Origin of the sequence: Propionispira arboris, from assembly GCF_900109225.1 — a bacterium.
Lineage (GTDB): Bacteria > Bacillota > Negativicutes > Selenomonadales > Selenomonadaceae > Propionispira > Propionispira arboris.
This window is the reverse complement of sequence record NZ_FNZK01000009.1, coordinates 113,999-137,658: the sequence shown is the minus strand read 5'-3', so window position 1 is coordinate 137,658 and position 23,660 is coordinate 113,999. Positions and strand designations below refer to the sequence as shown.

Genomic DNA, 23,660 nt, shown 5'->3' with positions numbered 1-23,660 from the left:
TAGTATTATCCATTGACACAAATCAATACATATAGTAATATAATTTGTATTCAATAGAAATTAGTCAGAGTAAATTTGAGAGAAAAGAGATTGTATAAATGATACAAAACATCACGAAACGCAATGGTGACATAGTCACATTCGACCCGGCAAAAATAACAGATGCCATTCGTAAAGCAAATCTTGAATCAATTGACGCTACTTTTTCATTGCAGCAGGTAGATGACATTACAAAACAAGTCATAGCAAAATTTAATGAAAATAAAACTCCAAATGTTGAACAAATCCAAGATGTTGTCGAACAAGTTTTGATTGCTTGTAACTATGCCAGTACAGCCAAAGCATATATTTTGTATCGAGCTGAACATGCAAAAATACGTCAGGCAAAAGTAGACCTTATGGCTATCTATAATGAATTGACTTTCAAAAATGCAAAAGATGCGGATATTAAGCGCGAAAATGCCAATATTGATGCAGATACAGCAATGGGAACAATGCTTAAATATGGTTCTGAAGGTTCAAAGTATTTCATCGATAACTATATTCTGCCAAAAGACATCGCTGCAGCGCACATCAATGGCGACATTCATATTCACGATAAAGATTTTTACATGCTGACAGAAACATGTTGTCAGATTGATCTCATTAAGTTATTTCATAATGGTTTTTCGACAGGGCATGGCTTTTTACGTGAGCCAAACGATATTCGTTCCTATGCCGCTCTTGCCTGTATAGCAATTCAGGCAAATCAAAATGAAATGCATGGTGGTCAATCCGTGCCAAATTTTGATTATGCAATGGCACCAGGTGTTGCAAAAACTTTTCAGAAACAATACATAAAATCCTTTGCTCAATATTTAGCAATCATAACCGAGATGCCGTTAGAAGATGCTGAGTTATTAGCAAAAGCAGCAGCAAAAAACATTCCAACAAAAATTCGAATGAGTTCCGTAAAACAAGTACGCAAAGATATGATTACCTATCTGCCAAAACACCAAAAGGAACTACATTTTCAGGAAATCACCGCGGACCAAGCTGCTAAAACACATGATTATGCAGTAAAAACAGCTCTCGTTGATACCGAGAAAGCCACCTACCAAGCTATGGAAGCTTTTGTTCACAATCTCAATACAATGAATTCTCGTGCTGGTGCTCAAGTTCCTTTTAGCTCCGTTAATTATGGCACAGATACATCACCTGAAGCACAAATGGCAATTCGCAATCTTTTGCTTGCCACCGATGCCGGTTTAGGAAATGGTGAAACACCTATTTTCCCTGTACAAATTTTTAAAGTAAAAGAAGGAATCAATTATAATCAAGGTGATCCAAACTATGAGCTCTATAAACTAGCTATAAAGACATCCGCAAAACGTCTTTTCCCAAATTTCAGTTTCATTGATGCTCCTTTCAACTTACAATATTATAAAGAGGGCGACTATGACACTGAAATCGCTTATATGGGCTGTCGGACGAGAGTTATGGGTAATGTTTATGATAAAACTCGTGAAACAACATGCGGTCGCGGTAATTTAAGTTTTACCAGTGTTAACTTACCACGTATTGCTATCGAAGCAAAGGGAGATTTAAAAAAATTCTATACTGGTCTTGATGAAATTATAGAACTTGTTATTCGTCAACTTTTGCATCGCTTTAAAATCCAATGTACAAAAAAAGGTCGTAATTATCCATTTTTAATGGGGCAAGGTATTTGGATTGATTCAGATGATATTGGCCGTGATGACACTGTCGCTGAAATCCTCAAACACGGGTCATTGTCCATGGGATTTATTGGTCTTGCTGAAACATTAAAAGCACTGATCGGCAAACATCATGGTGAATCCGCCGAAGCACAAAAACTAGGGCTTGAAATTATTGGTTATATGCGAAAACGCATGGATGATGAGGCGGAAAAATCGGGTCTCAACTTTACACTCTTGGCAACACCAGCGGAAGGTCTCAGCGGTCGTTTCGTAAAATTGGATAAACAAATTTATGGTGTAATTCCAGGTGTAACCGATCGAGATTATTATACAAACTCCTTCCATGTACCGGTCTATTATTCCATAAAGGCTTTCAAAAAGATCCAAATCGAAGGTCCTTATCACAACTTGACAAATGCTGGTCATATTAGTTATGTAGAAATGGATGGCGATCCAACAAAAAACCTTGCTGCGTTTGAAGCGATTATCCGTTGCATGCATGACAGCGGTATTGGTTATGGTTCTGTCAATCACCCCATTGATCGTGACCCGATTTGCGGCTATAATGGCATCATTGACAATGTATGTCCAAAATGCGGCCGCAGTGAAAAAGATCATATGCTCAGAATGCTGATTCCCAGGATGCAATGCTGCAATTAACTGCATCCTGATAAATAAATGAATTTAAATAAAAGGGGAGAATTTATTATGTTAGTAAATGGTATTGAAGTTACAGTAAATGGGTTTGAAAATATGTCTGAAACAGAGGTTGTCGGTTATATAAATCATATTCAATCACAAACCAATGAAGTCATTGAAACTGTCTCTATTTCCGATGCAGGCAGAGGCGATATTGCGCTCGATTATAAGCTTCGTCCCGCAAAATTTGAACGAATTCGCCGCATTACAGGGTATTTAGTCGGTACGACAGACCGTTGGAACAACGCCAAACGCTCTGAAGAACACGATCGTGTGAAACATGGTCTCAATTAAGATTGCTGGAACAGTTGATGAATCCGTAGTTGATGGCGAAGGGATTCGCTTCACTATATTTACCCAAGGCTGCCCCCATAAATGTGAAGGCTGCCATAATCCGCATACGCATGATTACACAGCAGGAAAAAATGTCACGATTGAAAAACTTTTTACGGAAATTTGTGAAAACCCCTTATTACAAGGTGTAACCTTTAGCGGTGGTGAGCCATTTTTGCAAGCCGAACCACTCGCAATACTCGCAAAAATGCTTCATAAAAAAGGTTTTGATGTCACAACCTACACCGGTTACACACTCGAAGAACTTCAAGCCATGAATTCCGTCATGGTCAATGCGCTGCTTGACGAGACGGATGTTTTAATCGATGGTAAATTCATAATCGCCGAACGAGATTTAACTCTACAATTTCGTGGCAGCCGCAATCAACGTTTAATTGACATGAAGCAAACTCGTGAACAAGGCAAGATCATACGAAAAGAATTTAATTAAAAAACCGGTTAGATTTGTTCAAAATGAACAAATCTAACCGGTTTTTTATGGAACGAGCACATTAGCGAATTAGACAACGAGTACATTCAGCGTATTCTTATCAAGATTTACACAGCCTTCCAGCATTGTCTTAACCAAATCTAAGATATTTTTACAATCACCCGAACGATGCCCTTCTATATTTAATGCCATAACCGGATCATGTAACGATGTGCGTAAAAGTGCCCAGCCTTGAATTGTTTCTCCTGAAAACGCAATTCGTACCCCTTCATAAGAATTAGGCACAACAAAAAGTCCCTTCTCTTTCGCGCACTTTTCAAATACAGCCAAGATATACTGACCATATGTATGAAAATCATTATCTAAAATCTTCATTCGAAATTCGTAGTCTGCATAAGGATGCTTGAGCCTGGCAATCAAAGCCGAGAGTTCTTTATGCTGCCGCTTTAAATGAACTGCTTCAATAATAATTTTCACAGCTAAATACGAACCATCATCTAAATAATAATTTTCTTTCAATGCACCATGTCCTGACGTTTCAATCGCCAACGGTGACAGCACCCCAGAATTATTTAAACGAATACATTCATTAATAACATTTTTGTACCCACGTTTAAAGCGCCGGTGCTTTAAGCCAAGATCTTTTTCAATAAACTCCGTCAGCATATCGGATGTCACAGAATCGGTAACAATCGTACTATCAGGAGCTTCTCGAGCCACAATCGCTGCCATCATTGCAATAATTGCATTACGGCTTACCACCGTTCCATCTTTCAAAACAGCTGACATCCGATCAACGTCTGTATCAAAAATAATGCCTAAATCTGCTTTTGATTGTAAAACTGCATTTTGCAAAGAAAGCATCGCTTTTTCATCTTCTGGATTCGGTATATGATTAGGAAAATATCCATCCGGTTCAAGAAACTGACTACCGGAAATGTCCGCTCCAAGTTTTTCAAGCACTTGTGTTGCAAAAAATCCGCCAGCCCCATTTCCCGCATCCACAATAATATGCAATCCCTCAAGCGGTTTCTCCTGATCGCGCGAATCAATACTTTTACAAATTTTTTCACATAAACTAGTACTATATATTTGAATAAGATTGACTTTATCTACTCTTTTTATGTCAGCCTCACCAGGTGGACATGAAACTGAACTATCCAGCAATTCAGTAATTTCAGTTTTTTCAAGTCCACCCATTTTTGTAAAAAATTTCATTCCATTTCGATTGTATGGTAAATGACTTGCCGTAAGCATAATCGCTCCATCAAAGTTCAGTTCCGTAAAAATTGTCGACATAAACATCGCTGGCGTAGATGCTAATCCACAATCAAAAGGATTCGCTTTTAATGACGTAACTGCCTTTAATACTTGTACTTTAAAACGTTCTGCCGAAATACGCGAATCATGACCTACACCTATCTTAAGCTGCGAAACGTCCTTTTCAGTTCGTGCTGCCAGCCAGTGAACAAAGGCTCCCGCAATACGATTTACGGCCTCATCCGTTAATGTAATCGCTTCACCACTGACTCCAGCCATAGCCACACCACGAACATCACTCCCATTTTGCAATTCCAGTAAATTTTGTCTAGATAATGACACATAATCACCCCATGTTTTACATATTACCTATAAAAAAGCAGGCTCTATAATATAGCGTCTCTTATAAAATAATATTCCCGAAAAAGTGAACTTTACCTGCTATAACGTTATAATATTTTATTGAAAATATTCTCTACGTCATAGTATCAAACCCCAATATTTTTTAGTTTTTTACCCGACATAAGATTCTTTTCAATTTTTTCCAATGAAACATTTTTAGTTTCCGGAACTAAGTATATCGTGAAGATTATAAATAAAACATCCATTACACCATATAACCAAAAAGTCGTTGCTGCTCCCAATGTATCTACTAACGTTAAAAAAGTAGCGCCAATAACAGCACAAGAAATCCAATTCGTCATCGTTGAACACGCAATACCAAAGTCACGACTCTTCAAAGGTTGAATTTCTGAGCATAAAATCCACACAACCGGTCCTGCACTCATAGCAAAACCTGCAATACATAAAAGTGTCATGGATGCTGATACATACCCAATCCAAATAGCAGTATTGCCGCCATCAATGGAATATAAACAAGCCCCTAAAATAAACATGGACAATGCCATAACAAAAAAACCTATTTTCAATGCTGGTTTTCGTCCTGATTTATCAACCATATTAACCGCAATAAAGGTTGCCAGCACAAAGACAATCCCGTTTAATACGGTACCAATCATCTGATCTTCCATGCTTGCAAAACCAGCCAAGCTCAAAATTTTCGGTGAATAATACATGATAATATTTAATCCCGTGAATTGCTGCATCACTTGTAATAAAACGCCTAAAAACACTGCCCGCCGCACGTTTTTGTTTGCTTTAAATAGTGACCAGCCAGCCTGTTTTACTTTTAGTGTTTCTTTGATATCTGCTAATTCTTCATCAGCCTCCGCCGCATCTGAATTCAATGAGTGCAAGACTTTTTTTGCTTCTTCAAAGCGGCCTTTTGTCGCCAGCCATCTTGGACTATCAGGCAAACGGGTAAGTGCCGCTAACAAAATAAAAGCCGGAACGGCAATCACTGTTAGCATCCAACGCCATGATCCACTATAGCTAAGAGCTGTATCCGAGAGGAAAGCTGCCAGAATCCCTACTGTGACCATGAGCTGATAGCCTGAAATAACCTTACCACGAGATTCTTTTGTAGCCATTTCCGCTAAATATAAAGGAGCTGTATAAGAAGCAATACCTACCGATACGCCTAAAATTAAGCGAAATACAATCAATATATCTACACTTGGTGCCAGTCCTGAACCAAGCGAACCAACAATAAACAAACTTGCTCCCAGCACCAAACTGCGTTTTCTGCCAAGCTTTGCCGATAAGAACGCTGCCAGCAAGGCTCCCATTGCAGCTCCCACCATCATGGAACTGACGACCCATTCTTGTAAATTACTGCTAAGCTGCCATTCCTGGCTAATAAAAGGCAGCGCACCCGAAATAACGCCTTGGTCTAAACCAAAAAGCAGCCCTGCCATGCCTGCCGCAAAAAAAATATAAAGCCTCATCTTCCTGGCTTTACATTCCGCTGCTGTTTGTAATAGTCCATAATTTTCCTGTACGTTTTCTTGCATATCAAAAACATCCCTTCTGCTCAGATAAAACATTACCAAAAGTTCATAGCCTCTTCGCTTTAAAGTGTACTCGATTCGTGCATTTGTCCTGGAAGTCAAATGCTTTTTTACATCCCTAACAAAACTGTTTTTGCAGCCAAAGCACCAATATCAATTTAATTAGTTCACGCTTCACCATTCATATTCGATCAAATGTGCTTGAGCACATTTCTTATTTACAATATATCACTTTGTATTGTTTACGTCAATATATAAATAGATTAGCTATATTTCCCATTTCATCCAATAAAAAATAATAAAAAAAGTGCTCAAGCACAATACAATACTCACAAAACAATATAAAAAAATTTATGTTATATTTTTAAACAAGATTTATTTTGATATAAATCGGGTCCAACGTTTTCAGATTTTTTTCGCATTATATAAAAATAAAACAGCATATATTTTACAATTAAAATCTTTTATCTTTACTTTTTTAGTTACTCAACACTCTCGATAGAAGGACTTATTTAATAAAAAATAGAAGTAATACAACTATAAATGTAATTTTAAATTTTTGTTTTAAAAAGGGGCACTACTCTTTCTATTCCTGATGCTTCAGGCAAAATTTAGATGAATACTACATGAATCAAATTTGAGTTGGAGGAATCAATGTATGTTGAAAATATTATTGGTCGGCGGTGGCCGGGGCGGTGCCGGAATTTTGGAACTTTGCAAACAAATTTCTGATATTAAAATTGTAGCAATCGCAGATGTTAAAAGCAATGCTGTAGCTTTCGATCTCGCAAACACAATGGGCGTCCGTACATTCACAGATCTTAGTGAAGCCGTAAAAATGCAAGGGCTTGATATTGTTTTAAATATCACTGGCAATAGCGAGGTTAATCAGTTAATCAAGAAACATATTCCAGATCATGTGAAAGTAGTTGAACCGTATCTGACAGATATTATTTACCATTTGATCAAATCACAGGCACTGATTAATGAAGAATTAAAAAAGAAAGTAGATACTCTTTCTGAATCTGTAAATCAAGCCAAAGACCATATAAGCAAAACGCATGAAGTAATTGGCTTTATTAATAAAGTCTCCCAACAAACCAATTTATTGGGACTCAATGCTGCCATTGAAGCTGCCCGAGCAGGTGAACACGGGCAAGGCTTTGCTGTTGTGGCAACAGAAGTTCGGAAATTATCAGAAGATAGTGTTGAAGCGACTAAAAAAATCAATACTATTTTAGAAAATATTGAAGCATCCATGCAGTCAATCATTGTTGGTATCAAAGAAACAGCCGCCGTAACGGAAGCTCATACACGCAACGATTTATTATCAAAACCAATTTCCGAAAAATAAAAACATAAAAAAAACGGTGGGGTAAGCAATTTTATTTTGCTTACCCCATCATTTTTTTATACAGAATGTATTAAATAAATGACACCCAGCCTATTATTCTGCCAGGAATGGGGTGAGGAGGACATCGTTTGTTTCCTACGTAACACCGCCACTCAACCCTATACCTCCTTCCTGACGATTGCTATATAAAATATTTAATGCGTTCTATATAGAATCGTTTTTTTTATTTTGCAATTGATTTACAAATTTCGCATAGTTCCAAATCAATTGATTTTTTCATGCAAAGTGCCTCATTAATATTATAATCAACAACCTCATTATTTTTAATAGCCACAATCCGATTACCAATACCTTTTCGAAGCAGGTCTACAGCCCGATACCCCATCCGTGCTGCAATGACACGATCCATGACCGTTGGCGAACCGCCGCGTTGAATATGACCAAGCACCGTAACCCGAGTACTGATATCTGTTTGTGTTTCAATAAGTTTAGCAATATCATCGATTTTATCTTTGTAGCCCTCGGCCACAATCACAATATAGTGGGTTTTACCACTGGAACGGCCTTCTCGAATTTTTTCACAAATATCTTTTTCGATGTCACTAACTTTCTCGGGAACCAATACTGCCGTTGCCCCCGCAGCTACGCCTACCTGCAGCGCCAAATGCCCGGCATAACGCCCCATAACTTCAATCAGACTGCATTTTTCATGACTCAATGCTGTATCTCTCAAGCGATCGACAGCCTCTAAAGCAATATTACAAGCTGTATCAAAACCAATCGAATATTCCGTACAGACAATATCATTATCTATAGTTCCCGGTATGCCAACAGTTGGCATACCCAGTTCACTCAGTTTTTCAGCCCCGCGAAACGACCCATCTCCGCCAATTACAACCAGTCCATCCAACCCTAATTTTTGAGCCATTTCAAGACCAAGCTGGCGTCCTTCCGGATTCATAAATTCCATGCAACGAGCTGTATAGAGAAAAGTCCCCCCTCGCTGAATAATATCCGACACCGAACGGGAATCCAATACAACTGCATCACCATTAATAAGTCCATTATAACCACGGCGAATACCAACGATATCCATTTCAAAATCAATAGCAGACCTTACAACAGCCCTGATAGCTGCATTCATTCCTGGTGAATCTCCACCGCTTGTGAGTACACCAATTTTTTTCACTTTGTTCATTTCCAACCACCCTTAAATAAAAAATGTACCTTGAAAAATAAATACGTACTATTATCGTATTTTCAAGCTGCATTCGCCAGATTCCTTTATTTATCCAAAAATATTCGTGTGAAAGTTTGTTCCAGGCAAAAGAACATAGTCTGTGTTTAATAATATTGGTAAATAGCAGAACTATAATTCACATTTCCTGCAACTTTCAAGAAACAGTTTCAAGCGTTGAAAAACCTGCTGTCTCGACAAAGTTATGCGAGAGAAAAACCTGCGCAAAGTGTAAATCCTCCTGCCAATTGTCATTACCAGCATACCAGAATTCGGCTACATACCGTCTAACACCTAAACGCCAAGCGACATCAATAATGCGTTTAAAGTCAACATGCCCCGTGCCAAAGGGGATTTCGCGGAATTTTCCTGGAACGGTTTCTTTTAAATGAAAAGCCACTATATGACCAGCACCAGCTTCAATATCTGCCATTAAATCCGATTGATACTCAATAGCAGCATTTGTCAAATTTCCTGAATCAGGATAAACACCAAGATAGGGCGATTGAATCGCCTGTACATAGACCATTGATTTCGTAACTGTATTCATAAATTCTGTTTCCATGGTTTCAAAACCGAGTACAATTCCTTCTTTAGCCGCCATTTCAACACACTTTTTCAGATTTTTTACAAATAACGCTTTCGTTTCTTCCGATGTTTCTTCATAATAAACATCATATCCGGCAAGTTGAATGATTCGAATCCCCAGATCAGCCGCAAGATTTACTGTTTTTTGCATAATTTCAAGACTTTTTTGCCGCACACGCGGATCATGACTCCCCAGAGGATATTTCCGATGCCCACTCAAACAAATGGATCGAATCGGCACACCTGTTTTTTGCATACTCTTCCGAATTTCCACCCGTTCACGCTCTGACATTTCAAGCCGTGACAATTTAGAATCCGTTTCATCAATACTCATTTCCAAAAAATCAAACCCAGCTTTTTTTGCTTCAAACAATTTTTCACGCCATGATAAGTCCATAGGCATCGCTTTTTCGTATAAACCCAGTACATAATTTTTCATTGTATTCAACCTGCTTTCTCCTAATCGTAAAGTAAAATCGCCCATTTCATCTGCATATCAAGACAAAATGGGCGATTTTCCGTAAAACATATTATTTTTGTCCATAATAAGCATTCGGTCCATGTTTGCGCATAAAGTGTTTTTCCAATAAAAATTTAGGCATAGCTCGTTCATTTCCAGTAATTATTTCCGTATGAAAAGCCATCATTGCAATTTCTTCCAAAACTACAGCATTATGCACTGCCAGTAAAGGATCTTTGCCCCAGGTAAATGGACCATGATTCTTGACCAAAACCCCTGGCATATGATTTGGATTCAAATCCACAAACCGTTCAACAATGACCTCACCAGTATTGTATTCATACTCATTTTCAATTTCTATTTCTGTCATATCTCTTGTACAGGGAACCGCCCCACAAAAATAATCTGCTTGGGTCGTTCCATAAGCTTGCACGTCATGACCAGCCTGCGCAAAAATTGTTGCCCAGTGCGAATGGGTATGAACCACTCCACCAATCTCAGGAAAAGACTGATAAAGTTTCAAATGTGTCTGTGTATCAGACGATGGATTTAGCATCCCTTCGACCACCTGCCCCTTCAGATCGACAACAACCATATCCTTTACCTGAAGTTTGTCATATTCTACGCCTGATGGTTTAATAACAAAAAGTCCTTGTTCACGATCAATTCCAGAAACATTACCCCAGGTAAATGTAATCAATCCATATTTCGGTAAAAGCATATTCGCTTCATAAACTTTCTGTTTAAGTTCTTCTAACATCGTTTTATCGCCCCTATCAATCTGTTACAATATACAAAACAGCTTCCCCTATTTCTCGATTGGCAGAAATAATAATATCACGGTCCGGCCCCTTAACTACTGCCACGTTACTTGGTCCAATATCACTTTCAATCGTTGTTTTTACATAGGCACCATCTTTATATTGAATGTAAAAAAGTTCTTTACTGTGACGACGCTGGCCACCAATGACAGTTGGTATGCCCCTTAGCTTGCCAGCCCAAACAACATGCCCAAATTCCATTGGTTCTGGATATTCATAAACTTTTTCATAGCCATTTTCTGCTTTTTTATAAATAATAAATTGATTTCCATGAAATGGTTCGATCGTGATGAGTTCATCTTGACCATCTCCATCGATATCACCTACGGCTATATCACTTACCGGGCAGGTCAGCACCGTTTCAATCGTCCAGCCTTCACCTTTTTTTTGTGGTGGTGTGACAGCAAATACGCCACTGTCGCAGGTCACCATGCCTGCCATACAACCACGCCAAGTAGCACGACTATAGCCATGATTTTTAACCAAACCGGATTTAATAACCTTAAGTTTAATTGGTTCATTCAAATCTTCCGGGATTTCACCAACATAAATCTTGCCTGGATCAGACCAGTCTTCTTTATCCGTTTTACTCGTACAAAGAGTACAGCCGATAAAATAATGAATTCCATTTGCTGTTAAAATATCAAAGCGGTGAATATAGGGAAGTTTCAGAATTGTTTTTACGTCCCATTCATTATTTGCTTTAGGTCTGGCCCATACAATTGTCGCATTTTCGGATTGGAAGGTTGGAAAAAAATTCTGCACGGCTAAAAAATCACCATTTTTCCCGGGAACTTGAATCATCGACATCGTGCCGCCGGGTCCATCCCAAATAGTTGATTGCTCAAATTCAGGTCCGGAATACATATATGCGGCACCCTCGCCTTCTGTTGCAAACAATATTTTTTCTTCTCCATCAATGATCGTACTGCTTGTTGCATAACATCTATGTAATTTCGTCAAAAACTGTTTTTTTATATTCACTACCACGCACTCCCATTCACACTATTTATAAATTCATCCGCCTATAATTATCGGAATATTCTGACGTTTATGAAAAAGGTTTGGTCTAAATTTACATACCGTTCCTAAGAACAGCCTTGTAAATTATGTCCATTCCCTTTCAGCTTTATTGTGCGTTTACAATTTTCTCTAATACTTTTTCTTCTATTTCTTTTTCTGACAAAAGATTTTTTAACCCAATCACAATAACTTTTTTTGCTGTCGCGTTCGCAAATGTCCCGATTAAAGAATCTGAACATACTACAACATCATAATTCGCTGCCTGCGATTTTGCATCGCCAATATTCGTATGGTAAATGCTTGCTTCTATGCCGAGTTTCTTAAAAACTTTTTCCAGTTTCATTTTAATGATTTGAGAAGATCCCATTCCACTTCCACATGCTGCGATAACTTTTAACATTATAAACACCTCATTTTTTTATCTAAAACATCCAAGTATCAGCTTAAACTTTTTGAGCCATGACTTCAAGTTCTTCGGCAGATCTTTTTTTCTGCTCCATAACTTCAAGATATTGATCGTAGTCTTCTGCTATTAAAAAATACGTATCTTTACTCCGATAGTAAATGATTTGCGGAATTGCCAGTAAAATAAGAATAACCGCCACGACACCGATATACTGTCCGTAATTCATAATCACGCCAATCACTGGCCAAAGTGTATCCCAGTCGAAGTTCCCATGCCATCCACCAAAATTTCCGGTTGTAAAAAAGTATGCAGCAAATCCACCACCGAGCACTTGAATTATCCCTGAAACAAATGGAATAATAGCTGCAGCTCGAAGCCCCCCTAAACGATTGGCAAATACAGCGAATGTAGCATTATCAAAAAACAATGGTACGAATCCACTGATGATAAGGATTGGACTTTGAAATACAATTAAACCGATGATTGCTAAAAATTGTCCCAGTGCTCCAAACAAGAAACCAAATGTTACTGCATTGGGATGACCAAAACCATAGGTTGCCGCACAATCGACCGCAGGCATCGAACCAGGTAGAATCTTACTAGAAATACCTTGAAAAGATTCTGTTAGTTCAGATACAAACATACGAACCCCCAGTTGTAAAATGGTCAAGTATACTGCAAAATTAAAAGATTTTTCAATAATAAAGAATAAGAAACTTTGATTAGCACTAAAAGATGGATCGATTTTATGCATCAGTTCAGGACCCAAAATTGTGATAATGACCCCAAAAAAGATAAACATCAAGATACCAGTAGCTACAACATTTTCATTGAAAATTGATAAAAATCCAGGAAGTTTAAGATTTTCCAATGATTTTTCTTTATTGCCTATTTTACCAGCAATTTTAGAAACAATCCAAATACCAAACATTTGTTGATGACCCGTAGCAAACCCGCCGCCTTCCGTAAGCTGCTGACAAGGTTCCACCGTCAAATTCGAACCAACGGACCAGTACGTACCAAGCAGTACCCCCAGCATACAAACAACACCCATGTCCTGAAGCTGTGGAAAACAGAAGATAACGAGCCATAATGCGGTCGAAGACTGTTGTACCATAACATGTCCCGTAATAAACAAAGTCCGAATCTTTGTATAACGTCTGAATAATACCAATAAAATATTAATCGAAAAGGCAATTAATAAGACAACCATCATCATCGAAAAAGAACGACCGGCATTTTCAATCGAAGCCTGTGCTGCTGCCTGCCCAAAATATGGATCAATTACCGCTGCCGATAAATCAAACCTGTCTTTAAGACCTGCTAGTACCGGGCGAAAGTTTCCGACCAGACCGCCCGAGGCAACATTTAAGATCATATAGCCAACCACTGCTTTAATAAAACCGGCAACCGCCTCATAAATTGGTCTCTGGAGCAATAGATATCCGATAAATACGATAAACCCAATAAAAAATTGCGGTTTCGTTAAAATATTATTCTGGAAAAACTCCCAGACTGGCATTAAAAATTCCATTTATTCTCCCCCTATTAATCAATATTTATCTATAATATATGGCATTAAACATTTTATATGGTACTCGTCAGGAATGGGGTGCAGGGTTGAGTGGCGTTACGTAGGAAGCAAACGATGCCCTATACCCCATTCCTGGCAGACTGATAGACTGGATGTAATTTCTTTAATGCGTTCTATATATCAGCTCATGCTGCAAGTTAAATTCTTCAGTTCTTCTCCAGAATGAACTGCTAATAATTTATCAACAAATTCTTCATCAGACAAACATTCCGATAACTCACAAAGATTTTCCAAATGTACGGCATTATCAACGGATGCTAAAACAAAAAACAACTTAGCATCATGTTCAGAATTATCACTAAAATGAACCGATTTTTCGGTCTTCATAAAACAGACTGCCGTATCATTTACCCCAACACCTTCTTGTGCATGAGGAATGCAGATGTTCGGTGCAATAACAATATACGGTCCAAGTTCTGTTACCTTGCTAATGATGGCATCAATATACTCGGCTTCAATTGTCTTGTCAGCCAACAATGGCTGACAAGCAGCACGTACAGCATCTTGCCAAGTCGCAAAACTTTCATGAAACGAATAGCGTTTTTTTTCAATCAACTCTTTAAACATTTAGACTCACCACTTTTTTTTATTTTTTGCTGTCGACCTTAAAACTTGCCTACGATCGACAGCTGAATTTTTTATAAAAAACTCGTATATGGCAAATTAATGTCAGCGGCTGCAAAACAATCATCAAACCCTCTTGGATAATGATATTCTACATTATTTTTATCATTTGGAAAAACAAATTTTCCACCAACCTGCCAGATATATGGTTTAAATTTATATTGAAGTCTATTTTTTTTCATTTCATACAAAGCAAGAATTTCTGCTGGATCAGCTTGAAAATTGGACCAAATATCATGATGAAATGGAATCACAACCTGTGTATTGAGTGCTTCTGCCATCCGAAGAATATCTACCGATGTCATTTTATCGGTGATGCCGCGAGGATTTTCTCCAAAAGAGCCTAATGCCACATCGATTTTATGTTCGTTGCCATGTTTGGCATAATAATTGGAATAATGAGAATCACCACTATGATAAATAGATCCACCAGGTGTTTTAATAAGATAGTTTACAGCTTTTTCATCCATATCATCTGGCAGCCAGCCTTTTAAATCACCATCAGGCGGTGCAGTAATCAGTGCCGTTCTATCAAATGCTTCTAATGAAATAATCTCCATATCTTTGATTTTGACAACATCTCCCGGCTTCAGAAGAATGCAACGCTCTCTTGGCACACCCCATTCCACCCATTTTTCAACACAATATTTGGGTCCAATGAAAGGAACGTCTGACACACAGTTTTGTAGAACAGCTGCCGCAACATTCACATCTATATGATCATTATGATAGTGTGTTGCCAGTACAGCATCAATATTTTTGATACCAAAGGGGTCCAAGACAAAAGGTGCTACCCGTAAGTTCGGCTGCACATTGCGCCCGCCCGACATCCGCGCCATTTGATGCTGTGGATCCATTTTTTTATTTTTTGTCTGTTTACCAGTACCGCACCAAAAATCAATACAAAGATTTGTATTGCCTTCCGACTTAACCCAAATCCCAGTACAGCCAAGCCACCACATCGCAAAAGTTCCTTTTTCCACCACTTCCTGGTCAATTTCTTCATTTAACCAGGTACCCCATTCAGGAAACGTATTTAAAATCCAAGACTCTCTCGTTATTGTATCTACTTTACTCATAATGCCCTCCGAATATTTATTTTATGATCGTTTTATGAATGATTTCTTCTTGTTTTTTCTTTATGCCCTTATAATACACTTTTTTTTTGCACGATTCAAGCTTTTTTGCAAAAAATAATACTAAAATTTTATAAAATTGCTTTTTATGTTTGTTTTACGATTGTTTTATGTTGTATTTTAGTAAAATATAAATTTTACGTTCTTTTTATGATTTAAAACTTGTATATTTTTTTGTTTTTGCATATAATATAAACAATAAGCATTATGATAATTTTATGCGCACTTCTAAAAACAATCTATCCAGCAACGATGTTCTAGTAGACAACTGCAATTTTATATTAATAATGAGAGGATTGAATGTCCGATGAAAAATAGTAAAAGTGTCGTTTTTAAACGGCAGCAATATATTTTAAAAGCTTTAAAAGAGTCAAAAGATGTACAAGTCGATGATCTTGCCCAACAACTAAAAGTTTCACCAACAACAATTCGCCGTGATTTGCAAATTTTTGAAGAAAAAAGTATAGTCAACCGGTTTCACGGCGGTGCAAGATTATTAGAAGGAACATTAAAAGAAGATCCCCCACTTGATACCTTGTCCCCAAAAAACATATCGCAAAAAAATGCTATTGCAAAATATGCAGCAGACCTAATTGAAGATGGTGATACTATTTTTATGAACTCAAGTTCCACAACTTTGCTTTTGCTGAAATACATTAAAAATAAACGAGTTATCATCGTAACCAATAACGGCAGTGCCGTCGGGACCGAAAAAGACCCGCGTGTCGAACTGATTTTAACCGGTGGTGAAGTTTACGAGCGCAAACAATCAATGGTCGGAGAATTTGCCCTGCACACCTTATCTAAAATCACCGCCGACAAAGCCTTTATCGGCGTCGGCGGTATTAGCGTTAAAGGCGGCATTACAACATCTGTCCTCCAGGAAACAGCCGTCAATGAAATGATGCTCAAGCGCTGCCAAGGTCCATGCTTTGTCCTTGCCACGACTTCCAAAATTGGTCGTGAACATAATTTTCTCAGTGGCTCAATCAATAAAATCACTACAATCATCACCGGTAAAGATGCCGATCACGATGAGCTGCTGCGCCTCAAAGAACAAGGTCTTGAAATCATTGAACTTGATACGTTAGCGGATGCAGCAGATAGTTGACACAGCAAAAAACAGAACATTTCCCAAAACAAAAAGGCATTGCCTGCATTTTATCAATGCAGGCAATGCCTTTAATATAATATATCTTATTTTACAACAAGCACCGGACATTTTGATTGTTCAACAATATACTGGCTGACACTGCCTAAAAGTACACCTTTCACAATCCCAAGTCCCCGACTTCCCATGACGATCATATCAATACCTTCTGAATTTGCAAAATCAAGAATCACCACGGCTGGTGATCCAGTTTCAGCAAATCCTTCCGCTGTAATCGACTCTGGAACATCAGCAAGTGCTTTATCCAAAATTACATTGCCTGCTTTTGTAACAGCTTCTAAAATCGCATCTGATAAACAAGCATTAATCGCCAATTGATTGATATTGGCCACATAGAGAAATGCTATTTTCGCTTCACAAACATCCGCCAGCGTTATTGCCTGTGAAATTGCTCGATCTGAGCTTTCTGACCCATCGACCGGAACTAAAATACGTCTAATTTTATCCATAATAATATCCTCCTATTTTTCTTCTTCTACTGCTTTCACAACCAGAACAGGACAATTTGCATTGCCTAACAAAGAACGGCTGACACTGCCAACCAAAGTTCCCTTCAGCACTCCCAGCCCCCGACTTCCAACTATAATCAAATCAACCTTCAAGGCTTCTGCTTCTTGCAAAATTGCCGAAGCAGGGTTTCCATTTACACAATGCCCTTTTGCTTTAATAGATTGCGGCACCATATCCAATGCTTGGTCTAATATTTTTCTACCAATTTCTACTACATCTTCCAATATAGAACCACTAAAAGTAGAACGAGGCGATACAAACGCGGGGTAACTTCCCATGACACCATTTAAATTTGCTACATGGATGAAGTTGATTTCAGCATCACAAAGTCCAGCTAGCTCAATAGCTTGTTCTACTGCCTTTAACGAACTTGCTGAACCATCAACTGGAACTAAAATATGTCGATATTCCGCCATAATAATCCCCCCCTATTTTTCGATTTATATGATCTGTTATTTCACGATAAGAACTGGGCAGCGGGCATGTTCGAGAACTTCCTGACTCACACTACCAAGCAAAAAACCCTCGACAACCCCAAGGCCGCGCCCGCCAATTACAATTAAATCGCTTGCATGGTCCTTGGCAAATTTCAGAATTTGTTTCGCCGGAATTCCAGTTGCAGTATGTGTCATATAATTTGAATCTGTTGAAATCTGCTTTACGGCATGCAGCAAAACAGCCTGGCTGATTTGCTGGATTGATCCCGTAAATTCATCCGGCAGCCATGAAATCTGATCCGCCGGATCATCGGTATTGCCATTAAAATAAGCCACATATAAAAAATCAATCTGCCCATGGGATACGGAATTAATATCAACTGCTGCTGCAATAGCCTTATCCGAATTTTTCGAACCATCTACTGGCACCAAAATCCGTCCAAATGCCTGCATAAAGCTCACTCCTCTTTATATGTATCCTTCGTCTTTTTCTAGCCTCTTATTGTCATATATTAATACTTCGTTACAACTGCTAAAAGTCCTGTCTTTTTACAACGACTTCCATAAATAATTACAAATTACCTGAATTTATAGCAAAACACGACTATATTTTGCCGAATCAAACTTGACAGCAATGGTTGGTTAATGCTAAAATCTACTAAACATTTATCGGTTATTTTTGTGCATATTGTATATAATTTGTAAACATAGTCATTTCCATATGTGCGTTTGACCGCAAAATGAAGTTACTATTCAAAGACTCAATACTTGTATCCCATTGCAAACTTTGATGTTCAGCTTCATTTATATTTTTTAGGAGGCTTCTTGATGTCTGAAGAAAAAAAATCAACCGCTCAATCAATCATGGAAAGTACATCCATTGCGGATGTCTATCAGGCTGCAAAACAATTAAATCAAGTCGTAAAAAAAACACATTTAATTCAAAGCCCATATTTTTCTTCTATTTCTGGAAATGATGTCTACATTAAACCAGAAAATCTGCAAAACACAGGTTCTTTTAAATTACGTGGTGCTTATAACAAAATTAGTCAGCTATCTACCGAAGAAAAATCAAAAGGTGTCATCACAGCTTCCGCTGGCAATCATGCCCAAGGCGTAGCATTTGCCGCTCAGCAGCTCGGTGTAAAAGCTGTTATTGCTATGCCAGCAACGACTCCGATCTTAAAGGTTGAAGCGACACGCGCTTACGGTGCCGAAGTAGTTCTTTACGGAGACAGCTATGATGATGCTTACGGAAAAGCCGTTGAACTACAAAAAGAACACGGATATGTCTTTGTTCACCCCTTTGATGATGTTCAGGTTCTTGTCGGTCAAGGAACCACAGCTCTTGAGATCATTGACGAACTTAAAGATGTAGATGCCATACTTGTACCAGTCGGTGGCGGTGGTTTTATCAGTGGTGTAGCTCTTGCTACCAAAGCAGTAAATCCAAATGTAAAAATCATTGGTGTCGAGCCAGAGGGGGCCGCCTGTATCAAATACTCCCTTGCCAAGGGGAAAGTCAGCACACTTCGACAAGTGGATACGGTAGCAGACGGTACAGCTGTAAAAACGCCTGGTAAATTGACGTTCGAATTCATAAAAAAATATGTGGATGAAATAATAACCGTATCCGAACTAGAAATCATGTCAGCTCTACTCTCTTTAATTGAGAAGCATAAATTGATCGCCGAAGGTGCTGGTGTCCTATCTTTAGCTGCACTCACCAAACTTTCTCTTAAAGGGAAAAAAGTTGTCGCTATCGTCAGTGGCGGCAATATTGATATATCGACGATTTCAGCTCTAATTGACAAAGCTTTGATTGCTCGTGGACGCATTTTCTGTTTTGCGGTCCAGCTTCCTGATAAACCAGGACAATTGCTTAAAGTTTCACAAGTTTTAGCCGCAGAAAATGCCAATGTTATAAAACTTGACCATAACCAAGCCAAAGTGACGGACAGCTTTAAAAAAGTTCAACTTGAAGTTACTATTGAGACACATGGGCAGGACCATGTCAAACAAATCGTTGCCGCTTTAGAAAAAAATGATTTTATTGTAACTAAGGTATATTAACAAAACGAATTTAAAAAAGCAGATAATTTCTCAGCGTAGGAGTTATCTGCTTTTTAATGCAAAAGCACACTTTTTCTTTACAGAAAAAAATACTTATACACAGTTGGGGATAAATTTATTCAGGCTTGTGAATAACTTTTTTATATACCGTAACACATGATTTAGTTTCAGGATCCTATACTTATCCACAATATATTCGATTTTGTGGATAATATTGTTGATAACTCTCTTTTATTGAAAAGTTATCCACAGTTTTTTATCTGTCCCCATTAAGAAAAAACAACTTATTTTCAAAGATTTTATTTTCAAATTTTATTTTTTGCTTTATACTGATATATATAATGCAACTTATTAGAATAATAATAATATTTTCTGCGTTTAGACAGTTTCTCTTGCTAGTAGAATAGGAGGATTCAATGATACATGAAAAAAAAACTGAAACTTGCAATTGTGAAACATGTGATGCTTATATCGTACATCAAGATATGGTTCACGCAGCAAAACTGCATTTACTGACGGAAGAAACAACAATGATCTTGGCAGACACATTCAAAATCCTTGGGGATCCAACACGGATTCGAATATTAGGACTGCTCACAAAAAATGAAATGTGCGTCTGTGATATTGCAGCAACCCTGCAGATGGGTCAGTCCGCCATCTCGCACCAACTGAGGGTACTGCGCGGAGCAAGGCTCGTAAAATTTCGCAAAGAGGGTAAAGAAGCCTGGTATTCACTTGACGACTCTCATGTTGTAAGCCTAATGAGTCAGGGACTCGAACATATTAAGCATGGCTGAAAGGAAAAATCAAATGATAGGGAATTTTATGAAGTTGATTCTTTACTCTATTATCATAACATTACTGTTTGTTTTACTTCCTCCCACGGCAGCAAATGCAGCAAAATCGCTCTCACAAAGTTCGCATGGCAGCGAAGTCATAGCTCTGCAACAGCAATTAAAGCGACTTAATTATACCATTACAAGTATTGACGGTATTTTTGGTTTAGAAACAAAACAAGCTGTCCTTGAATTTCAGCGTGACCAACGGATTAAAATTAATGGTATCGTTGATGGTCAGACTTGGCGAGCGCTAAAAAAAGCAACACCTATAGTAAAAAAAAGAGAAGCCGTTCCAGCTGTTGGTCAAATAAATTTTCCCAATAGCCCGGCACCTGAAGGTTCCCCGTTTATCACAACAAATATGGTTCCACCAATTATCCAGACAGCAAAACATTACATCGGTGTTCCATACCAATTCGGTGGCACTACACCAAAAGGTTTTGACTGTTCCGGTTACCTGCAGTATGTATTTGCCCAGCAGAAAATATCCATTCCCCGTACCGCCGATGAACAGTATAGACTGGGCAAAAATATCAGCCGCAGTGCCTTGCAAAGCGGTGATTTAGTTTTTTTCACGACCTATGAGCCAGGCCCTTCCCATTGTGGAATCTATATTGGTGACGGCAAATTCATTCACACCTCATCGAGTAAAGGGGTTCGTATCGATGAATTAGATAATTCATATTGGAAGCCAAAATATATTGGCGCAAAACGTATCACGAAATAACTACTCCTATTCGCTGACATAAAAATGACCTGCATTTCAATTTAGAAATGCAGGTCATTTTTTATTTAACGGTTACGATATTCATCCGCTTTGCTTTTACTTTGATAAGAATCGTGTTCTGGTGTAATATTCGGCAATTCTTCGTCATTTTTTTTAGATGCCATATCATATTTATTCCGATATGGTGAAACATCTTGTTGTGGACGTGTGAAATGACTTACATTATTACCTTTGTTTTTAAACTTATTCCATAAGAAACGTCCTACCATAAAGACGACTCCCAACAAGACTACATTCATCAATAAACCCATGATATCGGCACCCATGCCCATACCACCCATACCAAACATATTACCAAGCATACTGCCGAGGAACATACCACCGGCAAACAAGCCAACATTTCGCATCATTCCACCCCACGGGGATGAACTGGCGGCAGCAGCTGGCGTTGCTGCAGATTTTGTACTGGCTGCTGGTGCATCCTTGCTTAAGGATTTAGCATCTTTCGATGGCGTATATTCTTTTGATGGTGTAGTCGTTGAAGCACCTGAAGTTTTCGACGGCGTTGAAACACTAGGTGCCGACTTAGGTGCGGAAAATTTTGCTCCCCCCTTTGCCGCAAAGGCAATCGATGATAAAGCAAAGAAACATACTAAAACAATCGTTACTATTTTCTTTAATTTCATTTTATTCTTCCTCCCGATAAGCTTTCACATCTTCTGGAAATGCATAAATCTCTGCTAATGTATCCAATTCACCTGATAAATAGCGATCAATATCATCAACATCAATATAAACTTTACAATCAATATCTAAATAACCTTGTTCTTTAGCCTGACTGAGATCACGAATCGCCATCAACTTTTCCCGCAATTTCAGACATTCTTCACGAGTCGCATGAATATCAAGCTTAATCTGGGGAATACCATACTCTCTGAGAACATCTTGTAACGTTAATCTTTCTGACATACCGAGCCTCCAAAACTTTATATTCAGTATATTTGAAACTACACTTATTTATATAATTCGACATATATTTATTATATTCCTTTAATGTGAATTTCTTATGAAGTAAGATGTTTGAATTTTAAAATACTTTAACAATATTAAAATTGCAATCACATTCCACAGGCGTCCGGCCAGCTTCCCGAATGGTCGCAATCAAAGTTTCTTTACTGAGTGATGTACTCGATTTCGCTCCTGCTGCATGCATAATTTTTTCTTCCTGAATGGTCCCATCAATATCATTGGCACCAAAACCCAAGGCCAATTGTGCAATCGGCAGTGTAAGCATCACCCAATAGGCTTTAATATTGCGAAAATTATCCAACATAAGGCGTGAAATTGCCATCGTTTTTAGATCATCCCATACGCTGGTCCGCTGAACCATATTAGCCATTTCTGTATGTTCGGGATGAAACGGAAAACAAATAAAGGTCTGAAAACCGCCCGTTTTATCTTGTAACTTACGCAAAGTCAACAAATGATCAATACGTTCTTCAATGGTTTCAATGTGACCATATAACATACTGGCATTCGTTTTAATCCCAAGATCATGTGCCGTCTGTGCCACTTCCAGCCATTCACTGGCCGTCGCTTTATTCGGACAAAGCTGCTGGCGAATTCGATCTGAGAGGATTTCTGCGCCGCCCCCCGGCAAAGCCTCGAGTCCGGCATCCATTAAAGTTTGTAAAACCTGTCGAATTGATTTCCCTGAAATCTTAGCAAAATGAGTAATTTCGACTCCCGTAAACCCTTTTAAATGCAACGTCGGAAAATTGGTCTTAATGGCTCGAATAATATTTACATAATACTCAAACGGCCAGGTTGGATGGAGTCCACTCACAATATGCAGACCGCTAAGGTCTGGATCCGCTGTCGCCTGCTTAACCACTTCCAAAACACGTTCTTGATTCATTTCATATGCCTGCTGGCTGTCTTCATCGCAGCCAAACGCACAAAACGAGCAGCGTGATGTACAGATATTCGTAAGATTGATATGCCGATTTACATTATAATAAACATAATCACCGCTAATACGATAGCGAACCAGATCCGCCATCGATCCAAGCCATGCCAGATCATCACAATCATATAAAGCAAGACCATCTTCTTTTGTAAGACGCTCACCTTTTAAAATTTTATCACCAATTTTTTTAGTAACTTCTGTCAAACTTTTCACCTTCTTGTATACAATAAACATATAAACCTAACATAATTCTACTCTATTTGTTTTTGCTAAACAATATGTTTCTTTTATATACTACCATAAAAAAATCACCAAATTCAAATTAAATTACAAGAAAA

24 protein-coding genes are annotated in these 23,660 nt (G+C 38.3%); 8 read left to right on the top strand and 16 right to left on the bottom strand.

Translation table 11 applies throughout. The annotated features are described in order from the left end of the window. The first annotated feature begins 98 nt into the window (after window positions 1-98). Genes BMY14_RS10500 through nrdG form a run of 3 tightly spaced genes read left to right on the top strand, consistent with a single transcriptional unit; the run spans window position 99 to window position 3,183 of the window. Window positions 99-2,360 carry an anaerobic ribonucleoside triphosphate reductase gene (locus BMY14_RS10500; protein WP_091831535.1) on the top strand — a complete coding sequence of 754 codons (2,262 nt, stop codon included), beginning with the start codon at window positions 99-101 and terminating at the stop codon, window positions 2,358-2,360. Window positions 2,361-2,408: 48 nt separating this feature from the next. Then, window positions 2,409-2,693 (top strand): anaerobic ribonucleoside-triphosphate reductase, encoded by a 285-nt coding sequence (nrdD, locus tag BMY14_RS10495; RefSeq protein ID WP_019553580.1) that lies wholly within the window; start codon window positions 2,409-2,411, stop codon window positions 2,691-2,693. Then, complete coding sequence (gene nrdG / locus BMY14_RS10490) at window positions 2,680-3,183, top strand: anaerobic ribonucleoside-triphosphate reductase activating protein (RefSeq protein ID WP_091831533.1); 504 nt, start codon at window positions 2,680-2,682, stop codon at window positions 3,181-3,183. Before nrdD ends, nrdG begins: the two co-directional genes overlap by 14 nt. 69 nt (window positions 3,184-3,252) lie before the next feature. Here nrdG and BMY14_RS10485 read toward each other — a convergent pair whose 3' ends face one another. Then, a complete protein-coding gene (locus tag BMY14_RS10485) occupies window positions 3,253-4,785 on the bottom strand; it encodes a phosphohexomutase domain-containing protein (protein WP_091831531.1) in 1,533 nt (510 codons plus the stop codon). 146 nt (window positions 4,786-4,931) lie between these two features. Then, window positions 4,932-6,356 (bottom strand): sugar porter family MFS transporter, encoded by a 1,425-nt coding sequence (locus tag BMY14_RS10480; protein WP_091831561.1) that lies wholly within the window; start codon window positions 6,354-6,356, stop codon window positions 4,932-4,934. A gap of 655 nt (window positions 6,357-7,011) precedes the next feature. Here BMY14_RS10480 and BMY14_RS10475 point away from each other — a divergent pair. Further along, complete coding sequence (locus BMY14_RS10475) at window positions 7,012-7,707, top strand: methyl-accepting chemotaxis protein (RefSeq protein WP_091831529.1); 696 nt, start codon at window positions 7,012-7,014, stop codon at window positions 7,705-7,707. 223 nt (window positions 7,708-7,930) lie between these two features. Here the strand turns inward: BMY14_RS10475 and pfkA are convergent, their stop codons facing one another. From pfkA to ulaG, 8 genes are all read right to left on the bottom strand, one after another. Then, window positions 7,931-8,905, bottom strand: coding sequence for a 6-phosphofructokinase (gene pfkA, locus BMY14_RS10470; RefSeq protein ID WP_091831527.1), 975 nt, complete (start codon window positions 8,903-8,905; stop codon window positions 7,931-7,933). A gap of 196 nt (window positions 8,906-9,101) precedes the next feature. After that, entirely contained in the window at window positions 9,102-9,971 is an 870-nt protein-coding gene (locus BMY14_RS10465; RefSeq protein WP_091831559.1) for an L-ribulose-5-phosphate 3-epimerase, read from the bottom strand. Between the two features lie 91 nt (window positions 9,972-10,062). Next, the gene (locus tag BMY14_RS10460) at window positions 10,063-10,752 is read right to left on the bottom strand and encodes an L-ribulose-5-phosphate 4-epimerase (protein WP_091831525.1); all 690 of its coding nucleotides are present in this window, start codon (window positions 10,750-10,752) and stop codon (window positions 10,063-10,065) included. A gap of 16 nt (window positions 10,753-10,768) precedes the next feature. Then, window positions 10,769-11,797 carry an FG-GAP repeat protein gene (locus BMY14_RS10455; protein WP_091831523.1) on the bottom strand — a complete coding sequence of 343 codons (1,029 nt, stop codon included), beginning with the start codon at window positions 11,795-11,797 and terminating at the stop codon, window positions 10,769-10,771. A gap of 145 nt (window positions 11,798-11,942) precedes the next feature. Beyond that, entirely contained in the window at window positions 11,943-12,236 is a 294-nt protein-coding gene (locus BMY14_RS10450; RefSeq protein WP_091831521.1) for a PTS sugar transporter subunit IIB, read from the bottom strand. A 43-nt stretch (window positions 12,237-12,279) separates the two neighbouring features. Next, window positions 12,280-13,776, bottom strand: coding sequence for a PTS ascorbate transporter subunit IIC (locus BMY14_RS10445; protein ID WP_091831519.1), 1,497 nt, complete (start codon window positions 13,774-13,776; stop codon window positions 12,280-12,282). Window positions 13,777-13,956: 180 nt separating this feature from the next. Then, entirely contained in the window at window positions 13,957-14,403 is a 447-nt protein-coding gene (locus tag BMY14_RS10440; RefSeq protein ID WP_091831518.1) for a PTS sugar transporter subunit IIA, read from the bottom strand. A 71-nt stretch (window positions 14,404-14,474) separates the two neighbouring features. Further along, window positions 14,475-15,539: an L-ascorbate 6-phosphate lactonase gene (ulaG, locus tag BMY14_RS10435; RefSeq protein ID WP_091831516.1), complete on the bottom strand. Its 1,065-nt coding sequence runs from the start codon at window positions 15,537-15,539 to the stop codon at window positions 14,475-14,477. A gap of 364 nt (window positions 15,540-15,903) precedes the next feature. Between ulaG and BMY14_RS10430 the strand changes: the two genes are divergently transcribed. Further along, window positions 15,904-16,707 (top strand): DeoR/GlpR family DNA-binding transcription regulator, encoded by an 804-nt coding sequence (locus tag BMY14_RS10430; RefSeq protein ID WP_091831514.1) that lies wholly within the window; start codon window positions 15,904-15,906, stop codon window positions 16,705-16,707. A gap of 86 nt (window positions 16,708-16,793) precedes the next feature. Here BMY14_RS10430 and BMY14_RS10425 read toward each other — a convergent pair whose 3' ends face one another. From BMY14_RS10425 to BMY14_RS10415, 3 genes are read right to left on the bottom strand one after another with little or no spacing between them, the layout of a single operon-like run. Further along, entirely contained in the window at window positions 16,794-17,216 is a 423-nt protein-coding gene (locus tag BMY14_RS10425; RefSeq protein ID WP_091831512.1) for a universal stress protein, read from the bottom strand. Window positions 17,217-17,228: 12 nt separating this feature from the next. Continuing rightward, window positions 17,229-17,693, bottom strand: a complete 465-nt coding sequence (locus BMY14_RS10420) for a universal stress protein (RefSeq protein ID WP_019553565.1) — start codon at window positions 17,691-17,693, stop codon at window positions 17,229-17,231. Between the two features lie 36 nt (window positions 17,694-17,729). Beyond that, complete coding sequence (locus tag BMY14_RS10415) at window positions 17,730-18,167, bottom strand: universal stress protein (RefSeq protein WP_091831510.1); 438 nt, start codon at window positions 18,165-18,167, stop codon at window positions 17,730-17,732. Window positions 18,168-18,542: 375 nt separating this feature from the next. On the opposite strand from BMY14_RS10415, the gene ilvA reads away from it, so the two are divergent. From ilvA to BMY14_RS10400, 3 genes are all read left to right on the top strand, one after another. Then, on the top strand, window positions 18,543-19,787 hold the full coding sequence (gene ilvA / locus BMY14_RS10410; RefSeq protein ID WP_091831508.1) for a threonine ammonia-lyase: 1,245 nt from the start codon (window positions 18,543-18,545) through the stop codon (window positions 19,785-19,787). Window positions 19,788-20,272: 485 nt separating this feature from the next. Further along, window positions 20,273-20,584 (top strand): ArsR/SmtB family transcription factor, encoded by a 312-nt coding sequence (locus BMY14_RS10405; RefSeq protein WP_051083334.1) that lies wholly within the window; start codon window positions 20,273-20,275, stop codon window positions 20,582-20,584. Then, window positions 20,577-21,353, top strand: coding sequence for a C40 family peptidase (locus BMY14_RS10400; RefSeq protein WP_245741370.1), 777 nt, complete (start codon window positions 20,577-20,579; stop codon window positions 21,351-21,353). Before BMY14_RS10405 ends, BMY14_RS10400 begins: the two co-directional genes overlap by 8 nt. A gap of 65 nt (window positions 21,354-21,418) precedes the next feature. On the opposite strand, the gene BMY14_RS10395 is transcribed toward BMY14_RS10400, so the two are convergent. The 3 genes from BMY14_RS10395 to mqnE form a co-directional block, all read right to left on the bottom strand. Further along, entirely contained in the window at window positions 21,419-22,039 is a 621-nt protein-coding gene (locus BMY14_RS10395; protein ID WP_019553560.1) for a hypothetical protein, read from the bottom strand. Between the two features lies 1 nt (window position 22,040). Further along, window positions 22,041-22,322 carry a hypothetical protein gene (locus BMY14_RS10390; protein ID WP_019553559.1) on the bottom strand — a complete coding sequence of 94 codons (282 nt, stop codon included), beginning with the start codon at window positions 22,320-22,322 and terminating at the stop codon, window positions 22,041-22,043. A gap of 118 nt (window positions 22,323-22,440) precedes the next feature. Continuing rightward, window positions 22,441-23,526: an aminofutalosine synthase MqnE gene (gene mqnE / locus BMY14_RS10385; RefSeq protein WP_091831503.1), complete on the bottom strand. Its 1,086-nt coding sequence runs from the start codon at window positions 23,524-23,526 to the stop codon at window positions 22,441-22,443. Between the last annotated feature and the right edge of the window lie 134 nt (window positions 23,527-23,660).